Raw genomic sequence first — 21,930 nt, 5'->3', positions numbered from 1 at the left:
GTGGCATCCGCCACTGACACCGGGGTCGTGGCTGCCGGGTTCAGGTCAGGAGGCCGGACAGGCCGCCCGGTGCGTGGGCCTGCGCGGCCAGGGCGTCGAGGGCGCGGACGGCCTCGGCCGCCGCCCGCGGGTCGCTCTGCGCGAGGCCGCTCGCCGCGAACTCGTCCTCGTCCAGCCGCAGGACGCTCGCCCCGTCCGCCGAAACCCACAGGTCCAGGTCCAGGTCCTCCACGAGGACCTCGCCGCCGCGCACCAGCGCCGGCCGCGTGACGTCGCAGTACCAGCCCTTGAGGACGCCCTCGCCCGTCCGGACCTCCTTGACCGCGTACCAGCGGGTCCGCCAGAAGTGTTCGGTGAACACGTCGCCCGGCTCGAAGCGCACGAAGCCGAAGTCCCTTACGCCGTCGGCCGCCCAGGGCGCCCGTACGGAGATCCGGTCGCCCGTGTCGGCGACCAGGGCGGCGGGGTAGCGGATCTTGGTGCGGCCCGCCTTGGTGAGGGTGACGGTCAGGGTGGCGGTCGTCATGGCGTGGGCTCCAGTCGTTTCGCGAAGCGCGTCTCGGTCGCGCAGATCTCGTATCCGAACCGCCGGTTGATCGCGAGCATCGGCCCGTTCCCGGCGTCGTTGCCCGTGAAGGCTTCCGTGCAGCCGGCCGCGCGGGCCCGGTGGAGGGAGTCCGTCTTGGCGAGCGTGGCCAGGCCGCGGCCCCGGTGGGCGCGCAGGGTGCCCGTCATCGCGGAGCCGTAGCGGCCCCCGCCGTCGGTGCGGGCGGCGCTGAAGGCGGCGACGGCCCCGTCGACGAGGACGACGGTGGTCAGCTCCTTGTCCAGCGACGGGTCGTGCCAGACGGTGCGCAGCCAGTCCTCGTAGTCGTCCAGCTGCGCGGGTACGTCGCCCGGTTCGTCGGCGGTGGTCTCCGCGTCGGCCGCGTGGAGCGGGCGCGGATCGGCGGCGAAGTCGCAGGCGCTGCGCAGTTCGACCCCGGCGGGGAGCGCGGCCGGGTACGGGGGCAGCGGGCGCGCGGCCAGGTCCAGGCGCAGGAAGTGCGCGGAGCGGGAGGGGTGGTAGCCGTGCCGCTCGGCGAAGGCGCGGTGGCCGGGCTCGTCCAGCACCCAGGAGTACGCGTGCGTCGCGCCCTCGGCGGCCAGGTGCTCCTCGGCCGCGCGCAGCAGGGCCGTCCCGGCGCCGAGCCCGCGGTGCGCCGGGTCGACGTAGGCGTTGACGTACGCGAGGCCCGGCTCGGGGCTGTCGTACGCGAGGCCGACCTCGGCGGTGCCGACGGCGAGGCCGGCCGCGTTCTCGGCGATGAGGAGCCGGTGGCGCGCGGCGGCATGGGCGGAGTCGGCCTCGAAGGCCACCCGGGCGGGGGTCGTGATCAGGAACGGGAGCGCGGCGCGTCGTACGCGGACGACGGCCTCGGCGTCCCCGGGGTCGCCGGGGCGCATATCGCGGATCGTGGCGGTCATGGGGCCGACCGTAGATCGGCGAGGAGGGCGGATGCCTCCGAATTTCCCGGCGGATGGGGGAGAATCGCCGGGTGACCTCGACGAACCTGAAGATCCGGATCGACGGCGCGGCCGGCGCCGCGGCCCCGTACGAGCAACTGCGCGCCCAGATCGCGGGGGCGGCGCGGTCGGGGGAGCTGCCGGCCGGGTACAAGCTGCCGACGGTGCGCGGGCTCGCCGAGGAGCTGGGGCTGGCGGCGAACACGGTCGCGAAGGCCTACCGGGCCCTGGAGGGCGACGGGGTGATCGAGACCCGCGGCCGCAACGGGACCTTCATCGCGGCGGCCGGCGACGGGGCCGCCCGCGAGGCGGCCTCCGCCGCGCAGGCCTATGCGGAGCGCGCGAAGCGGCTGGGCCTGAGCTTCGACGAGGCGACGGCGGCCGCCCTGGACGCCCTGCGCGCCCGCTACGGCAACTAGCAGCGGCGACCGGCGACCGGCGACCGCCGACCTGCAATCGCCAACCGGCGACCGGCGACTAGCCCTTGCGCAGGAGCATCTGCGCCCGGAGGTGGTGGTGCAGGGGCTGGCCCATCGCCGCCATGTCCTGCTCGATCGTCAGCTCCCCGCCGCCGAAGGAGTACCGGCGCCGCATGGCGGTGACCTCCTTGGCCTTGGGGGTGCCCGCCACGGTCTCGGTGGCGATCTCGATCTCCGTCCCGGACACCCGGCCGACGTACGTCTCCACGATGCCGGTCGGGTGCGCGAGGACGACCTCCAGCGAGGCGTCGGGCAGGACCCGCCACCACCCGGACTCCCGCCCCGACGGGCGCAGCGCCGTACCGGACCCGTCGATCAGCCAGGCCCGCGACTCGTAGCGCAGGAACGGCCGGCCGTCGTGGCTGAAGGTGATCTCCTGCTCGTACGCGAACCCCTGCTCCAGGGTGGGGTACTCACCGAGGCCGCGGCCGTGCCAGCGCCCGAGGAGGGACAGCACCGGCGCCAGCTGCGGGTGCGGCTCGGGGCCCTCGCCGAGGACGTGGCTGTCGGGGTACGGATTCTCCTGCGCCGGCTCGGGCACGTGCACTCTCCTGATCGGTGGGTGTCCCCGGCCGCTTCGGCCGGGTCCGCCGCCCATTGTCTTCGGCGCGCGGGCCCGGCCCGCGCGCGCCCCGCCCGCCGGGGCGGTTACAGGTACAGGCCCGGCTCGGCGCCGTGCTGGCCCTGCGGCGGCAGCAGCGACGCGGGGCCGGCCCCCCGCCGCAGCGCGAACAGTTCGGCCAGGGTGGCGCCCTCGCGCGACACGCCCTCGTCCGTGCCCAGCCAGTCCACGGCCTCGCCGTGCGTCAGCCGGCCGACCTCGATGCGAGCCAGGCAGCGGCCCGGCCGGACCACCGCCGGGTGGAGCCGCTCCAGGTCCTCGTTCGTGGTGACACCGACCAGGACGTTGCGGCCCTGGCCCAGCAGACCGTCCGTCAGGTTCAGCAGCCGCGACAGCGCCTGGCCGGCCGTGTGCCGGGCCTCGCCGCGGATGAGCTCGTCGCAGTCCTCCAGGAGGAGCAGCCGCCAGCGGCCCTTCGCCGTGCCCTCGTCCTCCCCGATCGCGATGTCCATCAGGTAGCCCACGTCGTTGAACAGCCGCTCCGGGTCCAGGACGCAGTCCACCTGGCACCAGTCCCGCCACGAGCGGGCCAGCGTCCGCAGCGCCGAGGTCTTGCCCGTGCCCGGTGGCCCGTGCAGCAGGAGCAGCCGGCCCGCGATGTCGTCCGGGGTCACCTTCATCAGCCGGTCCATCGCCCCGGCCACCGGCGCCGTGTAGTTGGGCCGCACGTCCGCCCAGGTCCCGGCCGCGATCTGGCGGGTCGTCCGGTACGGGCCGCGGCGCGGGGAGACGTACCAGAAGCCCATGGTCACGTTCTCCGGCTGCGGTTCGGGCTCGTCCTGGACCCCTTCCGTGGCCTCGCCGAGCACGCTGGAGGCCAGTTCGTCGCTGACCGCCGTCACCGTCACGTCCGCCCCGCGGCTCCAGCGGGAGACGAGCATCGTCCAGCCCTCGCCCTCGGCGAGCGTGGCGCTGCGGTCGGAGTCGCGCGCGGAGCGCAGCACCGTGGCCTCGGGCGGCAGCAGGGTCGCTTCCGCCTTCACCCGCTCGATCGTGACGCTGTGCGAGTACGGCTGTTCGCCGGACGCGAACCGGCCGAGGAACAGCGCGTCCACGACGTCAGACGGTGAATCGCTGTCGTCGACATTGAGCCGGATCGGCAGCGCGTCATGCGGGTTGGCTGGCATGGCGCCCATGATCCGGCACGAAGTGGCCTCGTGCACCCGTGTTTCGCCGGATCGGGTGGCCGGGTTCCCTCCTCAAACGCACCGGTGGTGAAGGTTCGGGGCACAACTCCGCGCTGAAAATTCTTGGCATGAACACTTCCGGCCACGCCTGGCTCCCAGTACCACGGACACAGGAGTAACTCCCGAGTAACCCCCGCGTACCTCCCCCCACAAGGAGCCGCACACATGAGCATGAAGATGTCGCGCTTCGCCGCCCTGACCTCCTCCCTGTTACTCGCCGCGGGCGCCGCCCTGTTCGGCGCGGGACAGGCGGCCGCCGCCACGGCCGACTTCGGCTACGTCGCCCTCGGCGACTCGTACTCCTCCGGCGTCGGCGCCGGCAACTACGACGGCGCGAGCGGCAACTGCAAGCGCACCACCCGCGCCTACCCGGCCCTGTGGGCCGCCGCCCACGCCCCGCAGACCTTCTCCTTCGCCGCCTGCTCGGGCGCCCGTACGGGTGACGTCCTCTCCGGCCAGCTCTCCCCGCTGAACTCCGGAACCGACCTGGTCAGCATCACCATCGGCGGCAACGACGCCGGATTCTCCGACGTCATGACGACCTGTGTGCTCCAGTCCGAGTCCACCTGCGTCAACCGCGTCAATCAGGCCAAGGCGTACGTCGACTCCACCCTCCCCGGCCAACTGGACCAGGTCTACGACGCGATCCACGGCCGGGCGCCCGGCGCCCACGTCGTCGTCCTCGGCTATCCCCGCTTCTACAAGCTGAACGGCACCTGCGCCACCGGGCTCACGGAAGGCGAGCGCTCGGCCATCAACGGCGCGGCCGACTACCTGAACGCGGCCATCGCCAAACGCGCCGCCAACCACGGGTTCACCTTCGCCTCGATCGCCGGCGCCTTCACCGGCCACGAGATCTGCTCCGGCGACGCGTGGCTGCACAGCGTCAACTGGCTCAACATCGGCGAGTCGTACCACCCCACCGCCGCCGGACAGTCCGGTGGCTACCTGCCCGTGTTCACCAACGCCGCCTGACCGGTCACGAGGCGGCGGTCTCCGGGCCGGCCGCCTCCGGCGCCGGATCCGGGGCCTCCGCCTCCGGTGACTCCGGGCCCGCGGACACCGGCCCCGCCGTCACCGGGGCCGGCGTGGCGCTCGGACCGGGGGAGGGGGAGGCACCGGCCGGCGGGGTCTCCCCCTCCCCTCCCTCGTCCTCGCAGGTCACGGAGAACTCCACCCACTCCGAGGCCGTCGGCTCGGCCCCCCGCAGCTCCAGCCGGACCGCGTCCGTGAAGGCCGTGCCCGGGTAGTACGTGAGCTCGGTGTGGTCCAGCTGCCGGCTCCGGGAGCCGCCCTCCTCGTAGGTGACGGACTGCCAGCCGGGTTCGGAGGTGACCCCGCTGCGCGTGGCCCAGCGGTACTCCAGCACGGCGGGCGTACGGTCCGCCTCGACCGTCGCCGTGAAGGCCGGTGCCCGGTCCTCGGGCGGCGGGCAGGTCCCGCGGTAGTCCTTCCGTACGGCGCGCACCGCCACGGCGAACCGCGGCGCGGGCGTGGCCGACGGCGAAGGGGACGGCGAGGCCGAAGGGGAGGGGGACGCGGACGGCTGCTCCGACGCCGAGGCGCTCTCGGACGCTTGCGAGGAGGCGGTGGCCGGCGCGGTGGTGCCGGTGGTGCCGGTCCCGCCCGGCTCCTCGCGGTCCTTGAGCAGCAGCCACCCCAGGAAGGCGATGGCGAGCAGCAGCACCACGATCCCGGCGGTCAGCACCGCACCGGCCCGCCCCTCGCGCGCCGGTGCCCCGCCGCCGGGCCCACCGGGCCCGGCCGGAGCGGGCGCCGGATGGGGCGCCGGCATCGGCACGGGCATCGGCGGGGTCGCGCCGTCCTCGCGGCCGCCGTGCCCGTGGTAGGCCGTGGCCGTCGGGGAGTCCGGGCCCGAGACCGCGCCGCCGGAGCCCCGCAGGATCCCGCCCGCCCCGACGATCCGCAGCATCCGGGCCGCCTCCGCCGCGGGCAGCCGCTCCGCCGGATCCTTGCGCAGCAGCCCCTCCAGTACGGGCGTCAGCGGGCCCGCCCGGTGCGGCGGCGGCAGCTCGTCGTCCACCACCGCCCGCAGCGTGGACAGCGGGGTGTCGTGCCGGAAGGGCGTGACCCCCTCGACGGCGGCGTACAGCATCACCCCGAGCGACCACAGGTCCGACTCGGGGCCCGGTTCGCGCCCGAGCGCCCGCTCCGGCGCGAGGAACTCGGGGGAGCCCACCACCTCGCCCGTCATCGTGATCGCGGAGGAGCCCTCCAGACTGGCGATCCCGAAGTCGCTCAGCACCACCCGGCCGTCGTTGCCGATGAGCACGTTGGCGGGCTTGACGTCCCGGTGCAGCACCCCGGCCTCGTGCGCGGAACGCAGCGCGGCCAGCACCTGCTCCCCGAAGTGCGCGGCCCGCTGCGGGGTGAGCGGCCCGTCGGCCTCCAGCACGTCGGCCAGCGACAGCCCGCGGACGAGCTCCATCACGATCCAGGGCCGGCCGTCCTCGGTGGCGACGTCGTAGACCGTGACCACCCCGCGGTGCGAGACGCGGGCCGCAGCCCAGGCCTCCCGTTCGAGCCGCCGGTACATCCGTCCGATCGCGGCGCCGTCCAATCCGGCCGGGGCCCGCACCTCCTTGACGGCCACCTCGCGGCCCAGCACTTCGTCGCGGGCCCGCCACACGGTGCCCATGCCGCCGCGGCCCAGCTGGTCGAGCAGGACGTAGCGGCCCGCGATGACACGGCCCGGGGCGGATTCCCCGCCCGGTTCACCCATGTTGTCACTCACGTGAGCCCCCAGGCGTGTCCGTGTGTCGGCGGGCGGTCACTCCAAGTTAGCGCAGGACGCGCGCCGCGGCCCCGGTCCGCGCGGCGACTCGCGCGCGGGTCCGTCGCGGGGGTGGCGCGGGGCCGGGGCGGGGGTGAGGTCGGGCCGGGGCGGGGCCGGGGTCGGGGCGTGGGCGGTCGGGGGCCCGCGGCTTCACCGTCAACTCTCGGCGAGGTCCCCTTCGAGGCCCCCGAAGTCCCCGACCCCTTGCGGAGAGTGACGGATGACTCCGCTGAGTAACCGTCAACTCCCCAGCCCCATAGGGGTAATTCACACCACCGGGATACCCGAGCACGACGCGGGGGCGATAGGGTTAACCTGCCCGGGCCGGGTGCCCTCGTACGGGTGGGGAGAGATCATGGAACAGATAGCAATGCGCAGCAGGCCGCCTCGCGTGCCTGCCATCACCTGCGGCAGCGGTGCGACCAGTTCGCGCCTCGACCGCCACCTCGCCGTGCTGGGCGGTCCCGCCGTCCCCCATCGCGATGTGGCCGAGGCGACGCTGCTCATGCGCGAACTGACGTCCCGCGACCACACGCACCGCCTGCGGAGCCGGAGCGCGCGCGTCTCGCTCTTCGCGCCGCTGCGCCGTCTGCGTCGCACGCTCTTCGGCAGCCGCCGTTCGTAACAACGTCCCGGACCGTCATTGGTTTCGCCCCGGCCCTACGCAACCACACCATCCCGGCGCAGTGTCGTGATCTGCGCGTCCGTCATCCCCAGGGCGCGCAGCAGGGTTTCGGTGTGTTCGCCGAGCGCGGGCACCGCACCCATGTGCGGTGCCGCGCCCCCCGGCAGTCCGATCGGGGGCAGCAGCGCCCGCAGCGGACCCGCCGGTGACCCCACCTCCCGCCAGCGGTCCCGTGCCGCCAGCTGCGGGTGCTCCGCCAGCCGGGCCACCGAGTTCAGCCGTGCGCAGGCGATGCCCGCCGCCTCCAGCCGCGCGATCGCCTCGTCCGCGCCCAGCCCGGCCAGCGCCTCGGCGACCACCGCGTCGGTCTTCTCCCGGCCCCGGGTGCGCGCCGCGTTCGTCGCGTACGCCGGATCCTCGGCCAACTCGGGCCGTTCCAGCACCTGTTCGGCCAGCCGTCGCCACTCGCGGTCGTTCTGCACCGACAGCAGCACCCGGTCCCCGTCCGCCGTCGGGTAGGCGTCGTACGGGGCGATCACGGCGTGCGCCAGGCCCGTGCGCACGGGTTGCTCCCCGCCGTGCATCGTGTGGTGCAGCGGATGGCCCATCCACTCGGCCAGCGCGTCGAGCATCGAGATCTCGACCGGGCCCCCGCGCCCGGTGGCCCCGCGGCGCAGCAGGGCCGCGAGGACCCCCGAGAAGGCGTACATGGCCGCCGCGATGTCCGCGGCCGGGATGCCGGCCTTGACGGGCTGCTCCGGGGTGCCGGTCACCGAGACCAGCCCCGCCTCGCACTGGACGAGCATGTCGTAGGCGCGCTTGTGGGCGTACGGGCCCTTCGCCCCGTACCCGGAGATGTCGACGGCGACCAGGCGCGGGTATCGCGCGCACAGCGCGGCGGCGTCGAGCCCGAGCCGGGCGGCGGCGCCCTGGGCGAGGTTCTGGACGAACACGTCTGCCCCGTCGAGCAGCCCGTGCAGGACTTCCAGGCCGCGCGGGTCCTTCAGGTCGAGCGCGATGGACTCCTTGCCGCGGTTGGCCCAGACGAAATGCGAAGCGAGACCGTGCGCGGCGGTGTCGTAGGCGCGCGCGAAATCGCCGCCGTCGGGCCGCTCGACCTTGATCACCCGGGCGCCGAGGTCGGCGAGCTGGCGGGTGGCGAAGGGGGCCGAGACGGCCTGTTCGACGGCGACGACGGTCACGCCGTCGAGGGGCGGCGGTTCCACGGGGTGCGCGGGGCGCGCGGGTACGGGCGCGGGCGAGTCGGCAGTCATGGAGCCTGCCTACCTGCTCGCACCCCGGTCTGTCACCACGCCCTCGGGACACCTTCGCGCCGGGAGCCGTCAGAGCAGGGCGAACTGGCCGCCCGGGCCCTCCTCGTGGTGGTCCAGTACGGAGGCCGGGCGGCGGGACCAGCGCGGCGGCGGCAGCACGCCCGCCGCCGCCAGCTCGGCGGACCCCAGCGCCGGTCCGGGGGAGAACGCGGCCCGCTCCGGGGCCAGATCGGCCAGGAGCGCCAGGGTGGTCACCACTGCCAACAGCTCCGAGGTCCAGGCCTGGGGCCACTGGGCCGGCCCGAGCGCCTCCAGCCCGTCGGCCCCGGGGTCCCGGTGGGCGGTGCGGGCCGCGAACCAGGCCTCCAGCACCCGGATGCCGCCCTGCACCTCGTACTCCCAGGCGCCCGGCGGCACGGGGGAGACCGTCCCGGTCCCGAGGCTCAGGGTCTCGGTCTCCGGGTCGTACGCGAGCCCCTCCGGCCAGGCCTGGACCGCCGAGCGGACGTACGGGCGCCGCCCGCCGGGCAGCCGGGGCGGCTCGGCGCCGGGGCCGCCGCGCAGCTGGACGGTGAGCAGCCGGTGCCCCAGCTCCACCCCGGCCCGCCAGCGGCCGGGGTCCCCGGTGAGCGGGACCTCGTACCCCCGGGGGCCGGGGCGGCCCGCCGCGAGGATCCAGCACAGCACGTCCTGCGGGGTCACCCAGCCGCCGTAGCGCTCGCCCAGCAGCGGCAGCAGGCCCGGCGCGAGATTGGGCTCGGCGCCGCCGGGGCGCCGGTGGAGGGGGCGGACGCGGCCCAGGCGGCCGGCCGGGAGACGGGCGGTGACCAGCAGCTCCGGGGTCTCGACGGCGAAGAGCTGGTGCTCGTCCAGGACCCGCCACAGCTCCGGGCGGGCCAGATCGATGAGCCGCTGGTCGGGCAGCAGCCACTGTTCGTCGAAGGGGTCGCGCAGTACCCGTACGGGCTCCGGGCAGGGGCCCGGCGCGTCGGCGAAACGGGCGGTCGACGGCGAGCGCCGGCCCGGCAGGGCGGCCGCGCCGGTGGTGGGCGTACGGCTCCTCGTCGGGCGGAACAGCCGGTCCCGCTCCCTGCCTTCGGCGCCGGTCAGGGCCGCCCAGCGGGCGCGCAGGGCCGCGGGGTCGGGGGCCGCCACCCAGGCCCGGCCCAGGCGCAGGCCGCCCACGGCCCAGGGCATCAGATCGTCCAGCAGCGGTACGTCTTGGCTCACCCGGCAGATGGTAGCGACGGGAGGCGGCGGCCGGGCTGGGGCGGGACCTAAGAGCTACGCTCCCTATGTGTGGGTATGTGCCGATGTCGAGGAGTGGACATGAGTCATTACGACGAATACACGACTCCGTCGCAGGCCGAGGGTGAGCGGCTCGACGAGGACATGGACGAGAAGGAGAAGATGCAGCACCACCACCCCGAGACGATGCGGACCACGCCGTCGCAGGCGGAGGGCGAGCGCAGCACGGACGAGGAGTAGGCCCGCTGCTCCGCTCGGTTCCGCTTCGCTCAGCTGTGCTCCGCTGCGCCCGGCCCGCAGGTGCGGCGCTGCGCCGCGCTCGGGTGGCCTCGGCCGTCCCTCCGGTGGCGTCGGCCGTCCGTCGGGTGGCGTCGGCCGTCCCTCCGGTGGCGTGGACCGTCCCTCAGGTGGCGTCGACCGTCACCGTGAACGAGAACCGGTCACCGCGGTACCGGATGCGCGCCACGTCCACGACCCGCCCGTCCTCGTCGTACGTCACGCCCGTGTAGTGCAGGATCGGACTGAGCAGCGGGACCTGGAGCAGCTCGGCCGTCTCCGGGTCGGCGAGCCGCGCCTCGACCGTGTCCGTGATCCGGCTGATCTTCACCCCCACCACGTCACGCAGCACCTTGGTCATCGGCCAGCGCGCAAGATCGGCCAGGTCCACGGACTCGGCGAGCTCCGGGCGGACGGCGTTCTCCGCCCAGTTCGTCGGCTCGCCGCTCTCGCCGTCGTGGCGCAGCCGGCGGTACGTGACCACCTCGGCCGTGTCCGGGAAGTGCTCCAGCAGCTCCCCGGACACGGCCGTCCGCGCATGGCCGAGAATCGTCGTGCGATCACCTGACTGCTGCGCCACGATCGCGTCGACCGAGCCCAGCAGCCGGACCGGCGCCCCGCGCCGCGCACCCGGCTCGATGAACGTGCCGCGCCGCCGGTGGCGGCTGATCAGCCCCTCGCCCTCCAGCTCCTTGAGCGCCTGGCGCATGGTCAGCACGCTCACCCCGTAGTGCTCGGCGAGCTGCTCCTCGGTGGGCAGGCGCAGCGAGGCGTCCGGGGTGCGCCCCAGTATCGAGGCGCGCAGCGACTGCGACACCTGGTACCAGAGCGGCAGCTTCCGGTTGAGCACGAGCGAGTCGGGGGCGAAGGCGGTCACGGGTGGTTCTCCGTACGGACGGGGCGTGGGACGCGTGGCGCGTGTTCCGGAGTGGGCGCCTAGCGATATTAGGCGCGGAAGTGGCGCTGGAGTCCCTGCCAGACGTCGTCGTATCCACGCTGGAGGTGGTCGGCGCCGGCCGCCTGGGGGGTGGCGGTGATCGGCCAGCGCGTCTCGAACATGAAGGCCAGGCCGTCGTCGATCTTCTGGGGCTTCAGCTCGGCGGCGCTCGCCCTGTCGAAGGTCTCCCGGTCCGGCCCGTGCGCGGACATCATGTTGTGCAGCGAGCCGCCGCCGGGGACGAAGCCCTCGGCCTTGGCGTCGTACGCGCCCTCGATCAGGCCCATGTACTCGCTCATGACGTTCCGGTGGAAGTACGGCGGGCGGAAGGTGTCCTCGCCGACCAGCCAGCGCGGGGCGAAGACCACGAAGTCCACGCCCGCCAGTCCAGGGGTGTCGGAGGGAGAGGTCAGCACGGTGAAGATCGACGGATCGGGGTGGTCGTAGCTGATGGAGCCGAGGACGTTGAAGCGGCGCAGGTCGTACACGTACGGGGTGTGCGTGCCGTACCAGGCGACGACGTCCAGCGGGGAGTGGTCGTAGGTGGCGGACCAGAGGTTGCCGCAGAACTTGTTGACCACCTCGGTGGGGCGCTCGACGTCCTCGTACGCGGCCACCGGGGCCCGGAAGTCGCGTGCGGCGGCAAGGCCGTTGGCGCCGATCGGGCCGAGGTCGGGCAGCTCGAAGGGGCGGCCGTAGTTCTCGCAGACGTACCCGCGGGCGTCCGCGTCCAGGAGCTCCACGCGGAAGCGCACGCCGCGCGGGATCAGGGCCATCTCGCCGGGGCCGGCGCTGAGCAGGCCGAGCTCGGTGCGCAGCAGCAGGCCGCCGCGCTCGGGGACGATGAGCAGCTCGCCGTCGGAGTCGCTGAACACCCGGTCGGTCATGGAGGCGTTGGCGGAGTAGAGGTGGATGGCCATGCCGGTGCGCTGGGTGGCGTCGCCGTTGCCGCCCAGGGTCCACAGGCCCGCCAGGAAGTCGGTGCCGGGGGCGGCGTCGGGCAGCGGGTTCCAGCGGAGCCGGTTGGGGTCCGCGGGGGCCTCGGTGAAGGGCGCGGAACGCAGGGCGCCGTTGTCCGTCCGGGTGAAGGGCGGGTGGGCCGCGGAGGGGCGGATCCGGTAGAGCCAGGAGCGGCGGTTGTGCCCCCGGGGCTCGGTGAAGGCGCTGCCGCTGAGCTGCTCCGCGTAGAGGCCGAGGGGGGCGCGCTGGGGCGAGTTGCGGCCGGGCGGCAGGGCGCCGGGGACGGCCTCCGAGCTGTGCTCGTTGCCGAAGCCGGTGAGGTACTCCAATGCCTCCGCCGTCTTCCTCGCCTGCTCGGCCTGCTCGCTCATGGGTGCTCCCGCTCTGTGACGGTCGAAGGAATCCTATGGTTGACAGTAGGATTCCGTGGCCCGCCCGTCAATGGCGGTCTCGACCCGACCTCGACTTCGTGCTCCCGATTTCGCGCGGTCGGAGGGGCTCCAAAAAGATGAACATTGCTCTACTCTCACGCGCATGTCGTGGACCCGCAGGTTCCCTGCCGTGCCGGCGGCGCTCCTCGCCGCCCTTCTCGCGCTCCTGTCCCTCTTCGCCGCCGCGCCCGCCGCCCGCGCGCACGAGGAGCGCCCCGTGACCCTGCCGGACGGGTCCGGATCCGTACCGCAGTACCGGAAGGCCGAGCCCGACCTCCTGGTCTGCAAGACCGACCGGCCCGCGTTCGAGCGCCGCATATCCGCCTTCCCGGAGGAGCTCCGGCAGCGCAACCTCGCCCTGTACGAGCGGTGCGAGAAGAGCGGCCACCGCCACCTCCAGGAAGCCGTCGACGCCGTGGACCGGCCCGGAATGAACATCGCGATCCTCCCCGGCCTGTACGAGGAGGAGCCCTCACTGCCGAAGCCGGCGGGGGAGTGCGCCGCGCTGAAGGCCCCCGACTCCGCGCTGGGCTACCAGATCCTGTCGTACGAGCAGCAGGTGCAGTGCCGGCACAACCAGAACCTCGTCGCGATCCTCGGCAAGACGGACCTGCAGATCGAGGGCACGGGTGCGAGCCGCCAGGACGTGGTCATCGACGCCAAGTACCAGAAGCTGAACGCCATCCGCGCCGACAAGTCGAACGGCATCTACTTCCGCAACTTCACCGCGCAGCGGACCACCTTCAACTCGCTGTACGTGCTCGCGGGCGACGGGTTCGTCATCGACGACGTCCTGACCCGCTGGAACGACGAGTACGGCTTCCTGACCTTCGCCAGCGACCACGGGCTGTACAAGAACTGCGAGTCGTACGGGAACGGCGACTCCGGCATCTACCCGGGCAGCGCCTCGAACATCAACGACGGCCGGGGCTACGAGGTCCCGCGCTACTCGATCGAGATCACCGGCTGCCACAGCCACCACAACATGGTCGGCTACTCCGGGACGGCGGGGGACTCCGTCTGGGTCCACGACAACGAATTCGACGCGAACATGGGCGGCGCCTCGATGGACAGCGCCTTCCCCGGACACCCCGGACTCCCGCAGAACCACGCCAAGTTCGAACGGAACCTGATCCACGACAACAACGCCGACTACTACGGCTACGTCGCCGACGGCACCTGCGCCAAGCCGCCGATCGAGCGCGGCTACGAGCAGGGGGTGGTCTGCCCGCAGATCTCCATGCCGCCGGGCACGGGGATCATCACGGCGGGCGGCAACTGGAACGTGTACGAGAACAACTGGGTGTACGGGCACCGGCGCGCGGGCTTCTTCCTCTCGGCGGTCCCGGCGTTCATCCGGGGCGAGGAGCAATGGTCGAAGCAGACGGACACCTCCCACCACAACCGCTACGCCGCCAACGTCCTCGGCAAGGACAAGTCCGGGGCGTCGCGCCCCAACGGGATGGACGTGTGGTGGGACGGGCAGGGCCGCGGGAACTGCTGGCAGCCCGGACCGGACGGCTCCACCCCGGGCACGCTCCCGCACTGCGGCGACCGCCGCGGCGAGGTGTCCGGTGCCTCGTCGAGGCTGGTCGGCGAGCCGGTGAAGCTGGCCCAGCTCCTCGTCTGCGCCGACTACAGCGTCCAGGCGCGCAAGCTGCCGGCGGGCTGCGACTGGTACGGCGCGCGCGGTCCGGAGCGGGTCGAGACCCAGATCGCGCTGGCGGTGGCGGCGGTGCTGCTCCTGGTCGGCGGGGTGCTGTGGTGGCGCCGGCTGCGCGGCTCCCGCCTGGGCACGGCGGCCTCGCTGCTGGGCCTGGCCGGGCTGGCCCTGGACGTGGCGGGCTCGACGATGCCGCTCGTGGACACCGCCGTGCCGGCCCTGGCGCTGCTCCTGCTGGGCCTGTGGTGGACGGGCGCGGGCCTCGCCCTGCGGCCCACCCGCCCCTGGCTGGCACGGCTGACCCTGCTCCTTGCGGCCCTCACCCTCCTCGACGCCTTCGACAAGGCGATCTGGATGATCCCCTGGACCCCCCTGAGCCCCGCCTGGGCCCGCGCCGTGGTGGCCGTGGTCTGGACCCTGTGGGCGGTCGTCGCCTCGGCCCGACCCGCCGCCCCGCCCGACCGCACCCCGGCCCCGCACCCGGCCCCCGCCCCGACCCCGGCATGACCCACAGGAGGCCGATCGTGACCGTGCCCGACGACCGCTCCGAGAGCGGGCCCCGGCGCCGTGGCCGCGGCGCGCCGCCCCGCGCGGCCCGCGGGCGGGGCCGAGCCGTGCGCACCGCGGCGCTGCTCGGCGTCGCCCTCCTGCTCGTCGGCGGCGCCGCCGCGGGCTGCGGCGGGCGGGCCACCACCCACCACAAGCCCGGCACCAGCCACGAGCAGGCCACCGGCAGCGTCGGCACCCTGCTCGACGCCCAGGACCCCACCGGCCACCGGCTCCGCGAGGTCCCGGCCCGGGGCGCGCCGGAGGTCCGGCTGAGCGCCCGCCCCGACTCCGAGGACGGCTGGAACCTCCAGCTGACGGTGCAGAACTTCCGCTTCACCCCCGACAGCACCGGCGGCGCCGCCCTCCCGGGCGCCGGCCACGCGCACCTGGAGCTCGACGGCCGCAAACTGGCCCGGCTGTACAGCCCCTGGTTCCACCTCCCGGCGGCCCAAGTGCCCGAAGGCGCGCACACCCTGACCGTCCGCCTCTACGCCGACGACCACACGGCCTGGGCCGTCGGCGGCAAGGCGATCGAAGGCACCCTCCGGCTCACCGCCTCCGCCGCCACCCCGGGCCAAGCGGGACACAGCCACCCCCCGGCGTCGGCGCCCTCGGCACCGTCGCCGTCCCAGGCCGCCGCCGACCGCACGGTCACCCTCACCGTCCGGGACGGCAAGGTCAGCCCCGCCCCGGGCCGCACCGAGCTTCGGCGCGGGGAGCGCATCGCCCTGCGCGTCACCAGCGACCGCGCCGACACCCTGCACGTCCACGGCTACGACGAGGAACTCGCCCTGCCGGCGGGCCAGGAAGCCACCCTGGTCCTGACGGCCGACCGCACGGGCCTCTTCGAGGTCGAGACCCACGAGTCCCGCCTCGTCCTGACCCAGCTCCTCGTCCGATGACCCCGCCCGGAACCCACCACGCCCCGGTCCCCCTCGGCCCGACCGCGATGACCCCGGTCGGGCCAGGGCGCGACCCCGCCGCGGGCGGAGGCGGTGGCGGAGGCGGAGGCGGTGGCGCGGGCGGAGGCGGTGGCGGTGGCGGAGGCGCGGGCGGTGGCGGTGGCGCGGGCGGTGGCGGAGGCGGTGGCGCGGGCGGTGGCGGAGGCGGTGGCCGGGGCGTGGTCTTCTGCCCGGCCGGTCCGCCCACCACGCCCGCGACCGAGTCCACCCCCACCCCGACCCGGCCGGCCACGCCCCCCTTCCGCGGAGGGGGACCACGCCGTGGGGGCGGGCCGTCGTGACCCCGGGCGCACTCGGGCTCGGGCCCGTCGCGGGCGGTGATGGCGGGGGCCGGGGCGTGATCCCTGGTCCGGCCGGTCCGCTCACCACGCTCGCGCACGGGATCGGGTCCCAGCACGATCTGCCGATCTCTCCCTTCTACGCCTTCGCCGGTGCCTTCGCCGCACTGTTCGTCTCCTTCCTCGCGCTCGGCCTCCTCTGGTCCTCCTCCCGCTTCCGCGGCGAGCGGTCAGGCCTCGCCCTGCCCGCCGGCCTGGAGCGGGTGGCCGACGCGCCGGCCACCCGTACCACCCTGCGCGGACTCGGCCTCGCCGCCGCCCTCGCCGTCCTGCTCTGCCTCCTCCTCGGTCCCGACGACCCCGCGCGCAACCCCGCCCCCGGCGCCGTCTACGTCCTCCTCTGGGCCGGCCTCGTCCCCGCCTCCCTCCTCCTCGGCCCCGTCTGGAGCCTGCTCAACCCGCTCCGCACCCTCCACCGCCTCTGCCGCCGGCTGCCCCGCGCCCGCCGCCGGCACCACGCACCCGCCCCCCTTCCCGCCCGGCTCGGGCAATGGCCCGCCGCCGCCGGGCTGTTCGGCTTCACCTGGCTCGAACTCGCCGCCCCGGATCCCGCATCCACCACCACCCTCCTGTCCGCCCTCGCCCTGTACGCCGCGGTCCACCTCGCGTTCGCCGCCCGCTACGGCGAGCGCTGGTTCGCCGACGCCGACGCCTTCGAGGCGTACTCCTCCCTTCTGGCCCGGCTCTCCCCCCTCGGCCGCCGCAGCGACGGCCACCTGGTCCTGCGCAACCCCTTCCACGGACTCGACGCGACGCCCGAGCGGCCCGGACTCGTCGCCACCGTCTGCGTCCTGCTCGGCTCCACCGCCTACGACGGCTACTCCGACACCCCTTCGTGGATCAACACCCTCCAGACCTCCCCCCTCGGCCGCACCCCCACGGCCACGCTCGGACTGCTGACCGCCATCGCCCTCGTCGCCACCCTGTACTGCCTCTGCGCGGCGGCCACCCGCCTCGTCTGCGGCCCGCACCCGCGCCCGCTGACCGCCTTCGCGCACTCACTCGTGCCGATCGCACTCGGCTATCTCGTCGCCCACTACTTCTCCCTCCTCGTCACCGAAGGACCACGCACGGTAACCATCGCACTCGGCACTGACAATGCCCCAGAACCCTTGCCGCCACTGGGTCCCGGCGGCCTCGCCGCCCTTCAGGTCATCGCCGTCGTCACCGGCCACGTACTCGGTGTGATCGCCGCCCACGACCGCTCCGTACGCCTCTTCCCGCCCGCCCGGGCCGTCGCCGGCCAACTGCCGCTGCTCGCGCTCATGATCATTTACACGATCGGGGGCATCGGCCTCCTGCTGAACTGAGACCGCTGCTGAACCGAGGGGCCGGGAGCGGCATGATGGACCCCGTGCCCCCCGCCCACCCCCTGCGCCGGACGCCGATCCAGCAGCGCAGCGCCGACCGGCTCGCCCGGATCCTCGACGCCTGCGCCGAACTCCTGGACGAGACCGGGTACGAGAACCTCAGCACCCGGGCCGTCGCCCTGCGCGCCGGCGTGCCCATCGGCTCGGTCTACCGCTTCTTCGGCAACAAGCGGGCCATGTCCATCGCCCTCGCCCACCGCAACCTGGACCGGTACACCGACGCCATCGCGGAGCGCCTCCACGCGCTCCCGGCCGGCGACTGGCGGTCGGTCGTGGACGCGGTGCTCGACGAGTACCTGGTCATGAAGCGGACCGTCCCCGGGTTCGCGCTCGTCGACTTCGGGGTGCCCGCGCCTCCGGCCGAAGGTCCGGCCGCCGACCCCAACGGGCTGGTCGCCGTACGCCTCACCGAACTGCTCGCCGCCCAGCTCGGCCTGACCCCGGACCCCGTCCTGGAACGAGCGGTCCTGGTCGCGGTCGAGGCCACGGACGCGCTCACGAAGCTGGCCTTCCGCGCCGACCCGGACGGCGACCCCGCCATCGTGGCCGAAATCCGGGCCATGATGCACGCGTACCTGGCCCGCGTACTGGACTGACCCGGCCGCGGGGCCGTGACGGCGCCCCGGGGCGCCCCGGGGGCGCGGGCCCGCGGGGCACCTCCGCGGACCCCTCCCGTCCGTGCCAACCGGTCGGTATGCTCGGCTCGTCGCCCGCGTGTCCGTGTCGCGTCCTGCCGCCCCAGGAGGGCCCATGCCCCGCACCGCCCTGCGCATCTGCCCCCTCTGCGAAGCCACCTGCGGCCTCACCCTCACCATCGAGGGCGCCACCGTCACCGGCGCCCGCGGGGACCGCGAAGACGTCTTCAGCCGCGGTTTCGTCTGCCCCAAGGGTGCGGCCTTCGGCGCGCTCGACGCCGACCCCGACCGCCTGCGCACCCCCCTCGTCCGCCGCGACGGCCGGCTCCGGGAGGCCACGTGGGAGGAGGCGTACGAGGCCATCGCCGCCGCGATCCCGGCCCTCGTGCGGGAGCACGGGGCCCAGTCCGTCGGCGTCGTCCTCGGCAACCCGAACGTGCACACCATGGCGGGCAACCTGTACCCGTCGCTCCTGCTCAAAGCTCTCGGCACCCGCAACTTCTTCACGGCCAGCACCCTCGACCAGATGCCCAAGCACGTCTCCAGCGGGCTCCTCTTCGGCGATCCGTTCGCGATCCCCGTCCCCGACCTCGACCGGACCGACTTCCTCCTGCTCCTCGGCGCCAACCCGGTCGAGTCCAACGGCTCCTTGTGCACCGCCCCCGACTTCCCCGGCCGGCTCAAGGCGCTGCGCGCCCGCGGCGGCACCCTGGTCGTCGTCGACCCGCGCCGCACCCGCACCGCCAAGCTGGCCGACCTGCACCTCGCGCCGCGCCCCGGCAGCGACGCCCTGCTGCTGGCCGCCCTCGCGCACACCCTCCTCGCGGAGCGGCTCGCCGCCCCCGGCGCCCTGGCGGAACAGGCCCAAGGGCTCGGGGAACTCGCCGAAGCCCTCGCCCGTTTCACTCCCGAGGCCGTCGCCCCCGCCTGTGACCTCACGGCCGCCGAGATCCGCGACCTCGCCCGCGCCCTCGCGGCCGCGCCCACGGCCGCCGTCTACGGGCGGATCGGCAGCTGCACCGTCGAGTACGGCACGCTGGCCAGCTGGCTGGTCGACGTACTGAACATCCTCACCGGCAACCTCGACCGGCCCGGGGGAGTCCTCTTCCCGCTCCCGGCCGCCGGTCCTCGGCAGCGACCGGCCGGGCCGGGCAAGGGCTTCACCCTGGGCCGCTGGCTCAGCCGGGTCAGCGGCCACCCCGAGGCCAAGAGCGAACTGCCCATGGCCGCCCTGGCCGAGGAGATCGAGACGCCGGGGGAGGGGCGGATCCGGGCCCTGGTCGCCATCGCCGCCAACCCGGTGCTGTCCGCCCCCGACGGGCGGCGCCTCGACGCGGCCCTGGCCGGGCTCGACTTCATGGTCAGCATCGACCCGTACCTCAACGAGACCTCCCGCCACGCCCACGTCGTGCTGCCCCCGCCGCCGCCCTCACAGAGCGCGCACCACGACTTCGCGTTCAACGGTTTCGCCGTCCGCAACCAGGTCCGCTACACCCGGCCCGCCGTCCCGCTCGAAGCGAGCCGGCTCGACGAGTGCGAGATCCAAGCCCGGCTCGTCCTGGCCGTCTCCGGCCGGTACGGCTCCGCGGGCCCGTCCGCGGTCGACGACATGGTCATCCACGGCGTCCTCGCCAAGGAGACCGCCGACCCGCGCTCCCCGCTGCACGGGCAGGACCCGCAGCGCCTCGCCTCCCTGCTCACCGGGGAGAACGGTCCCGAGCGCCGGCTCGACCTGATGCTCCGACTCGGTCCGTACGGAGACCAGTTCGGCCTCGTCCGCGCTCCCGGGGCGGGATCGGGCGCGGACGAAGACGCGCCCGCGAGCGGCGCCGCAGCGGAGGGGCTCAGCCTGGAGCGGCTGCTCGCGCACCCGCACGGCATCGACCTGGGCCCGCTGCGGCCCAGGCTGCCGGGGGTGCTGAGGACGCGCAGCGGCAGGATCGAGCTGCTCCCGGACCCGATCACGGCCGAGCTCCCCAGGCTGCGCGCGGCGCTCGCCGACCGCCCCGCCACCCTGGTGCTCGTGGGCCGCCGCCATCTGCGGTCCAACAACAGCTGGTTGCACAACGTCCCGGCCCTCACCGGAGGTTCCAACCGCTGCACCCTCCAGGTGCATCCCGAGGACGCCGGCCGGCTCGGTCTCACCGAGGGCGGGCTGGCCCGGATCACCGCCGACGGCGGCAGCCTGGAGGTCCCCGTCGAGGTCACCGACACCGTCCGCACCGGCGTCGTCAGCCTCCCGCACGGTTGGGGCCACGACCGCGACGGGGCCCGGCTCTCCGTCGCCTCCGCGGCGCCCGGAGCCAACGTCAACCAGCTCCTCGACGGCTCCCGGCTGGACCCGCTGTCCGGCACCGCGGTGCTCAACGGCTTCCCCGTCGAACTGACACCACTGCCCTGAGCTGGGGTTCTGCTCGTATTGCTCACGCCCGGACGTCTTGTTGACGTGAGTGGGAGGCACCTACGTTCCCTGCATGCTGACCTTCCTCGGCTTCGCCATGATCGCCACCTTCCTGGTGCTGATCATGATGAAGAAAATGTCGCCCATCGCGGCGCTCGTCCTCATCCCCGCGCTGTTCTGCGTGTTCGCAGGAAAGAGCGCACACCTCGGCGACTACGTCATCGACGGCGTCGGCAAACTCGCGCCGACCGCCGCCATGCTGATGTTCGCCATCGTCTACTTCGGCGTGATGATCGACGTCGGCCTGTTCGATCCGATCGTGCGCGGCATCCTGCGCTTCTGCAAGGCGGACCCGGTGCGGGTCGTGGTCGGCACCGCGGTCCTGGCCGCGATCGTGTCGCTCGACGGCGACGGCTCGACCACCTTCATGATCACCGTCTCGGCCATGTACCCGCTCTACAAGCGGCTCGGCCTCAGCCTGGTGGTCATGACGGGCGTCGCCGCCACCGCCAACGGCGTCATGAACACCCTCCCTTGGGGCGGCCCCACGGCCCGCGCCGCGACCGCCCTCAAGGTCGACGCCTCCGACATCTTCGTCCCGATGATCCCCGCGCTCGCGGTCGGGCTGCTGTTCGTGTTCGGCCTCGCCTACGTCCTCGGCCTCAAGGAGCGCCGCCGCATCGGGACGCTGACCATGCCCGGCGAGGGCTCGGAGCGGCCGGCCGAGGAAGTCGCGGAGCCCGCCGAGGAGCGTCTGCTTGTCGCCACCGCCACGGGATCCGCCGACGCCGGGACGGCCGCGGCCAAGGCCGGGTCCGCCGGGTCCGGCGGGCCCCGCGGGCCCGTGACTCCGGCCGAGCCGGGCGCCCCCGCCTCCCGTACGGGCGGCGGGTCCGACTCCGGCGCGGACCTCGCTTCCGGCCCCGCCCCCGGCCCCGCTTCCCTCCCCGCCCCGCACGAGGACGGCTTCCAGGGCCTCGACCCCCGCCGCCCGACGCTGCGCCCGCGCCTCTACTGGTTCAACGCCGGGCTCACCGTCGCCCTCCTCGCCGCGATGATCATGGAACTGCTGCCGATCCCGGTGCTGTTCCTCCTCGGTGCCGCCCTGGCCCTCACCGTCAACTTCCCGCACATGCCGGACCAGAAGGCCCGGATCGCCGCCCACGCCGACAACGTCCTGAACGTCGCCGGCATGGTCTTCGCCGCGGCCGTGTTCACCGGCGTCCTCAGCGGCACCGGCATGGTCAAGCACATGGCCGACTGGCTCGTCGGCGTCGTCCCGGAGGGCATGGGCCCGCACATGGCCCTGGTCACCGGTCTGCTCAGCCTGCCGCTCACCTACTTCATGTCCAACGACGGCTTCTACTTCGGCGTCCTGCCGGTCCTCGCCGAGGCCGGCGCCGCCCACGGGGTCTCCCCGCTCGAAATCGCCCGCGCCGCGCTGGTCGGCCAGGCCCTGCACATGTCCAGCCCGCTGGTTCCCGCCGTCTACGTCCTCGTCGGCATGGCCAGGGTCGAGTTCGGCGACCACACCCGATTCACCGTGAAATGGGCGGCCCTCACCTCCCTCGTCGTCCTCGGGGCAGGGATGCTTTTCGGCATCATCTGAGCCCGGGGCCCCTGGCGGGCCGAAAACTACCGGCGGTAGTTTGTAGGGTGGTCGAACGAGG

At 74.2% G+C, this 21,930-nt stretch carries 19 protein-coding genes; 10 read left to right on the top strand and 9 right to left on the bottom strand.

What is annotated here, in order from left to right:
* Positions 1 to 40: 40 nt before the first annotated feature.
* Positions 41 to 526 carry a DUF402 domain-containing protein gene (locus AB0M92_RS13765; protein ID WP_366102320.1) on the bottom strand — a complete coding sequence of 162 codons (486 nt, stop codon included), beginning with the start codon at positions 524 to 526 and terminating at the stop codon, positions 41 to 43.
* Positions 523 to 1,467 carry a GNAT family N-acetyltransferase gene (locus tag AB0M92_RS13760; protein ID WP_366102319.1) on the bottom strand — a complete coding sequence of 315 codons (945 nt, stop codon included), beginning with the start codon at positions 1,465 to 1,467 and terminating at the stop codon, positions 523 to 525. The genes AB0M92_RS13765 and AB0M92_RS13760 overlap by 4 nt, the downstream gene beginning before the upstream one ends.
* A gap of 53 nt (positions 1,468 to 1,520) precedes the next feature.
* Here AB0M92_RS13760 and AB0M92_RS13755 point away from each other — a divergent pair, with 53 nt between their 5' ends.
* Entirely contained in the window at positions 1,521 to 1,925 is a 405-nt protein-coding gene (locus tag AB0M92_RS13755; protein WP_366102318.1) for a GntR family transcriptional regulator, read from the top strand.
* Positions 1,926 to 1,983: 58 nt separating this feature from the next.
* On the opposite strand, the gene AB0M92_RS13750 is transcribed toward AB0M92_RS13755, so the two are convergent.
* Positions 1,984 to 2,526 (bottom strand): FABP family protein, encoded by a 543-nt coding sequence (locus AB0M92_RS13750; protein WP_366102317.1) that lies wholly within the window; start codon positions 2,524 to 2,526, stop codon positions 1,984 to 1,986.
* 107 nt (positions 2,527 to 2,633) lie between these two features.
* Positions 2,634 to 3,743 carry a DUF5925 domain-containing protein gene (locus AB0M92_RS13745; RefSeq protein ID WP_366102316.1) on the bottom strand — a complete coding sequence of 370 codons (1,110 nt, stop codon included), beginning with the start codon at positions 3,741 to 3,743 and terminating at the stop codon, positions 2,634 to 2,636.
* 222 nt (positions 3,744 to 3,965) lie between these two features.
* Between AB0M92_RS13745 and AB0M92_RS13740 the strand changes: the two genes are divergently transcribed.
* Positions 3,966 to 4,769, top strand: a complete 804-nt coding sequence (locus AB0M92_RS13740) for an SGNH/GDSL hydrolase family protein (RefSeq protein ID WP_366102383.1) — start codon at positions 3,966 to 3,968, stop codon at positions 4,767 to 4,769.
* 4 nt (positions 4,770 to 4,773) lie between these two features.
* Here the strand turns inward: AB0M92_RS13740 and AB0M92_RS13735 are convergent, their stop codons facing one another.
* Positions 4,774 to 6,537, bottom strand: a complete 1,764-nt coding sequence (locus tag AB0M92_RS13735) for a protein kinase (RefSeq protein ID WP_366102382.1) — start codon at positions 6,535 to 6,537, stop codon at positions 4,774 to 4,776.
* Between the two features lie 409 nt (positions 6,538 to 6,946).
* On the opposite strand from AB0M92_RS13735, the gene AB0M92_RS13730 reads away from it, so the two are divergent.
* Positions 6,947 to 7,216, top strand: a complete 270-nt coding sequence (locus tag AB0M92_RS13730) for a hypothetical protein (RefSeq protein WP_048475640.1) — start codon at positions 6,947 to 6,949, stop codon at positions 7,214 to 7,216.
* A 35-nt stretch (positions 7,217 to 7,251) separates the two neighbouring features.
* On the opposite strand, the gene AB0M92_RS13725 is transcribed toward AB0M92_RS13730, so the two are convergent.
* A complete protein-coding gene (locus AB0M92_RS13725; RefSeq protein ID WP_366102315.1) occupies positions 7,252 to 8,490 on the bottom strand; it encodes a CaiB/BaiF CoA-transferase family protein in 1,239 nt (412 codons plus the stop codon).
* Between the two features lie 69 nt (positions 8,491 to 8,559).
* Entirely contained in the window at positions 8,560 to 9,687 is a 1,128-nt protein-coding gene (locus tag AB0M92_RS13720; protein WP_366102381.1) for a type ISP restriction/modification enzyme, read from the bottom strand.
* Positions 9,688 to 9,819: 132 nt separating this feature from the next.
* On the opposite strand from AB0M92_RS13720, the gene AB0M92_RS13715 reads away from it, so the two are divergent.
* Complete coding sequence (locus AB0M92_RS13715) at positions 9,820 to 9,978, top strand: hypothetical protein (RefSeq protein WP_366102314.1); 159 nt, start codon at positions 9,820 to 9,822, stop codon at positions 9,976 to 9,978.
* Positions 9,979 to 10,141: 163 nt separating this feature from the next.
* Here the strand turns inward: AB0M92_RS13715 and AB0M92_RS13710 are convergent, their stop codons facing one another.
* Together AB0M92_RS13710 and hmgA are read right to left on the bottom strand one after the other, a co-directional pair.
* Positions 10,142 to 10,891 (bottom strand): GntR family transcriptional regulator, encoded by a 750-nt coding sequence (locus AB0M92_RS13710; RefSeq protein WP_366102313.1) that lies wholly within the window; start codon positions 10,889 to 10,891, stop codon positions 10,142 to 10,144.
* A gap of 68 nt (positions 10,892 to 10,959) precedes the next feature.
* Complete coding sequence (hmgA, locus tag AB0M92_RS13705) at positions 10,960 to 12,282, bottom strand: homogentisate 1,2-dioxygenase (RefSeq protein ID WP_366102312.1); 1,323 nt, start codon at positions 12,280 to 12,282, stop codon at positions 10,960 to 10,962.
* A gap of 163 nt (positions 12,283 to 12,445) precedes the next feature.
* Between hmgA and AB0M92_RS13700 the strand changes: the two genes are divergently transcribed.
* The 6 genes from AB0M92_RS13700 (at position 12,446) to AB0M92_RS13675 (ending at position 21,869) form a co-directional block, all read left to right on the top strand.
* Positions 12,446 to 14,512: a right-handed parallel beta-helix repeat-containing protein gene (locus tag AB0M92_RS13700; RefSeq protein WP_366102311.1), complete on the top strand. Its 2,067-nt coding sequence runs from the start codon at positions 12,446 to 12,448 to the stop codon at positions 14,510 to 14,512.
* A gap of 122 nt (positions 14,513 to 14,634) precedes the next feature.
* On the top strand, positions 14,635 to 15,456 hold the full coding sequence (locus AB0M92_RS13695; protein ID WP_366102380.1) for a hypothetical protein: 822 nt from the start codon (positions 14,635 to 14,637) through the stop codon (positions 15,454 to 15,456).
* Positions 15,457 to 15,853: 397 nt separating this feature from the next.
* Positions 15,854 to 17,164: a hypothetical protein gene (locus AB0M92_RS13690; protein ID WP_366102310.1), complete on the top strand. Its 1,311-nt coding sequence runs from the start codon at positions 15,854 to 15,856 to the stop codon at positions 17,162 to 17,164.
* A gap of 35 nt (positions 17,165 to 17,199) precedes the next feature.
* Positions 17,200 to 17,820, top strand: a complete 621-nt coding sequence (locus AB0M92_RS13685; RefSeq protein ID WP_366102309.1) for a TetR/AcrR family transcriptional regulator — start codon at positions 17,200 to 17,202, stop codon at positions 17,818 to 17,820.
* A gap of 154 nt (positions 17,821 to 17,974) precedes the next feature.
* Entirely contained in the window at positions 17,975 to 20,260 is a 2,286-nt protein-coding gene (locus AB0M92_RS13680) for a molybdopterin-dependent oxidoreductase (RefSeq protein WP_366102308.1), read from the top strand.
* Between the two features lie 73 nt (positions 20,261 to 20,333).
* Positions 20,334 to 21,869 (top strand): citrate:proton symporter, encoded by a 1,536-nt coding sequence (locus AB0M92_RS13675; RefSeq protein WP_366102307.1) that lies wholly within the window; start codon positions 20,334 to 20,336, stop codon positions 21,867 to 21,869.
* The last annotated feature ends 61 nt before the right edge of the window (positions 21,870 to 21,930 follow it).

This window comes from Streptomyces sp. NPDC051582, assembly GCF_040681715.1.
Lineage (GTDB): Bacteria > Actinomycetota > Actinomycetes > Streptomycetales > Streptomycetaceae > Streptomyces.
Note: the sequence above shows the minus strand (reverse complement) of the source record. Positions and strands in the feature narration are given on the sequence as shown.

Bases quoted from the DNA above. Each gene is read 5' to 3' on its own strand.
- AB0M92_RS13765 (WP_366102320.1), bottom strand. From the start codon at position 526: ATGACGACCGCCACCCTGACCGTCACCCTCACCAAGGCGGGCCGCACC.
- AB0M92_RS13760 (WP_366102319.1), bottom strand. From the start codon at position 1,467: ATGACCGCCACGATCCGCGATATGCGCCCCGGCGACCCCGGGGACGCC.
- AB0M92_RS13755 (WP_366102318.1), top strand. From the start codon at position 1,521: ATGGGGGAGAATCGCCGGGTGACCTCGACGAACCTGAAGATCCGGATC.
- AB0M92_RS13745 (WP_366102316.1), bottom strand. From the start codon at position 3,743: ATGGGCGCCATGCCAGCCAACCCGCATGACGCGCTGCCGATCCGGCTC.
- AB0M92_RS13740 (WP_366102383.1), top strand. From the start codon at position 3,966: ATGAAGATGTCGCGCTTCGCCGCCCTGACCTCCTCCCTGTTACTCGCC.
- AB0M92_RS13735 (WP_366102382.1), bottom strand. From the start codon at position 6,537: ATGGGTGAACCGGGCGGGGAATCCGCCCCGGGCCGTGTCATCGCGGGC.
- AB0M92_RS13730 (WP_048475640.1), top strand. From the start codon at position 6,947: ATGGAACAGATAGCAATGCGCAGCAGGCCGCCTCGCGTGCCTGCCATC.
- AB0M92_RS13725 (WP_366102315.1), bottom strand. From the start codon at position 8,490: ATGACTGCCGACTCGCCCGCGCCCGTACCCGCGCGCCCCGCGCACCCC.
- AB0M92_RS13720 (WP_366102381.1), bottom strand. From the start codon at position 9,687: ATGCCCTGGGCCGTGGGCGGCCTGCGCCTGGGCCGGGCCTGGGTGGCG.
- AB0M92_RS13715 (WP_366102314.1), top strand. From the start codon at position 9,820: ATGAGTCATTACGACGAATACACGACTCCGTCGCAGGCCGAGGGTGAG.
- hmgA (WP_366102312.1), bottom strand. From the start codon at position 12,282: ATGAGCGAGCAGGCCGAGCAGGCGAGGAAGACGGCGGAGGCATTGGAG.
- AB0M92_RS13700 (WP_366102311.1), top strand. From the start codon at position 12,446: ATGTCGTGGACCCGCAGGTTCCCTGCCGTGCCGGCGGCGCTCCTCGCC.
- AB0M92_RS13685 (WP_366102309.1), top strand. From the start codon at position 17,200: ATGGACCCCGTGCCCCCCGCCCACCCCCTGCGCCGGACGCCGATCCAG.
- AB0M92_RS13680 (WP_366102308.1), top strand. From the start codon at position 17,975: ATGCCCCGCACCGCCCTGCGCATCTGCCCCCTCTGCGAAGCCACCTGC.
- AB0M92_RS13675 (WP_366102307.1), top strand. From the start codon at position 20,334: ATGCTGACCTTCCTCGGCTTCGCCATGATCGCCACCTTCCTGGTGCTG.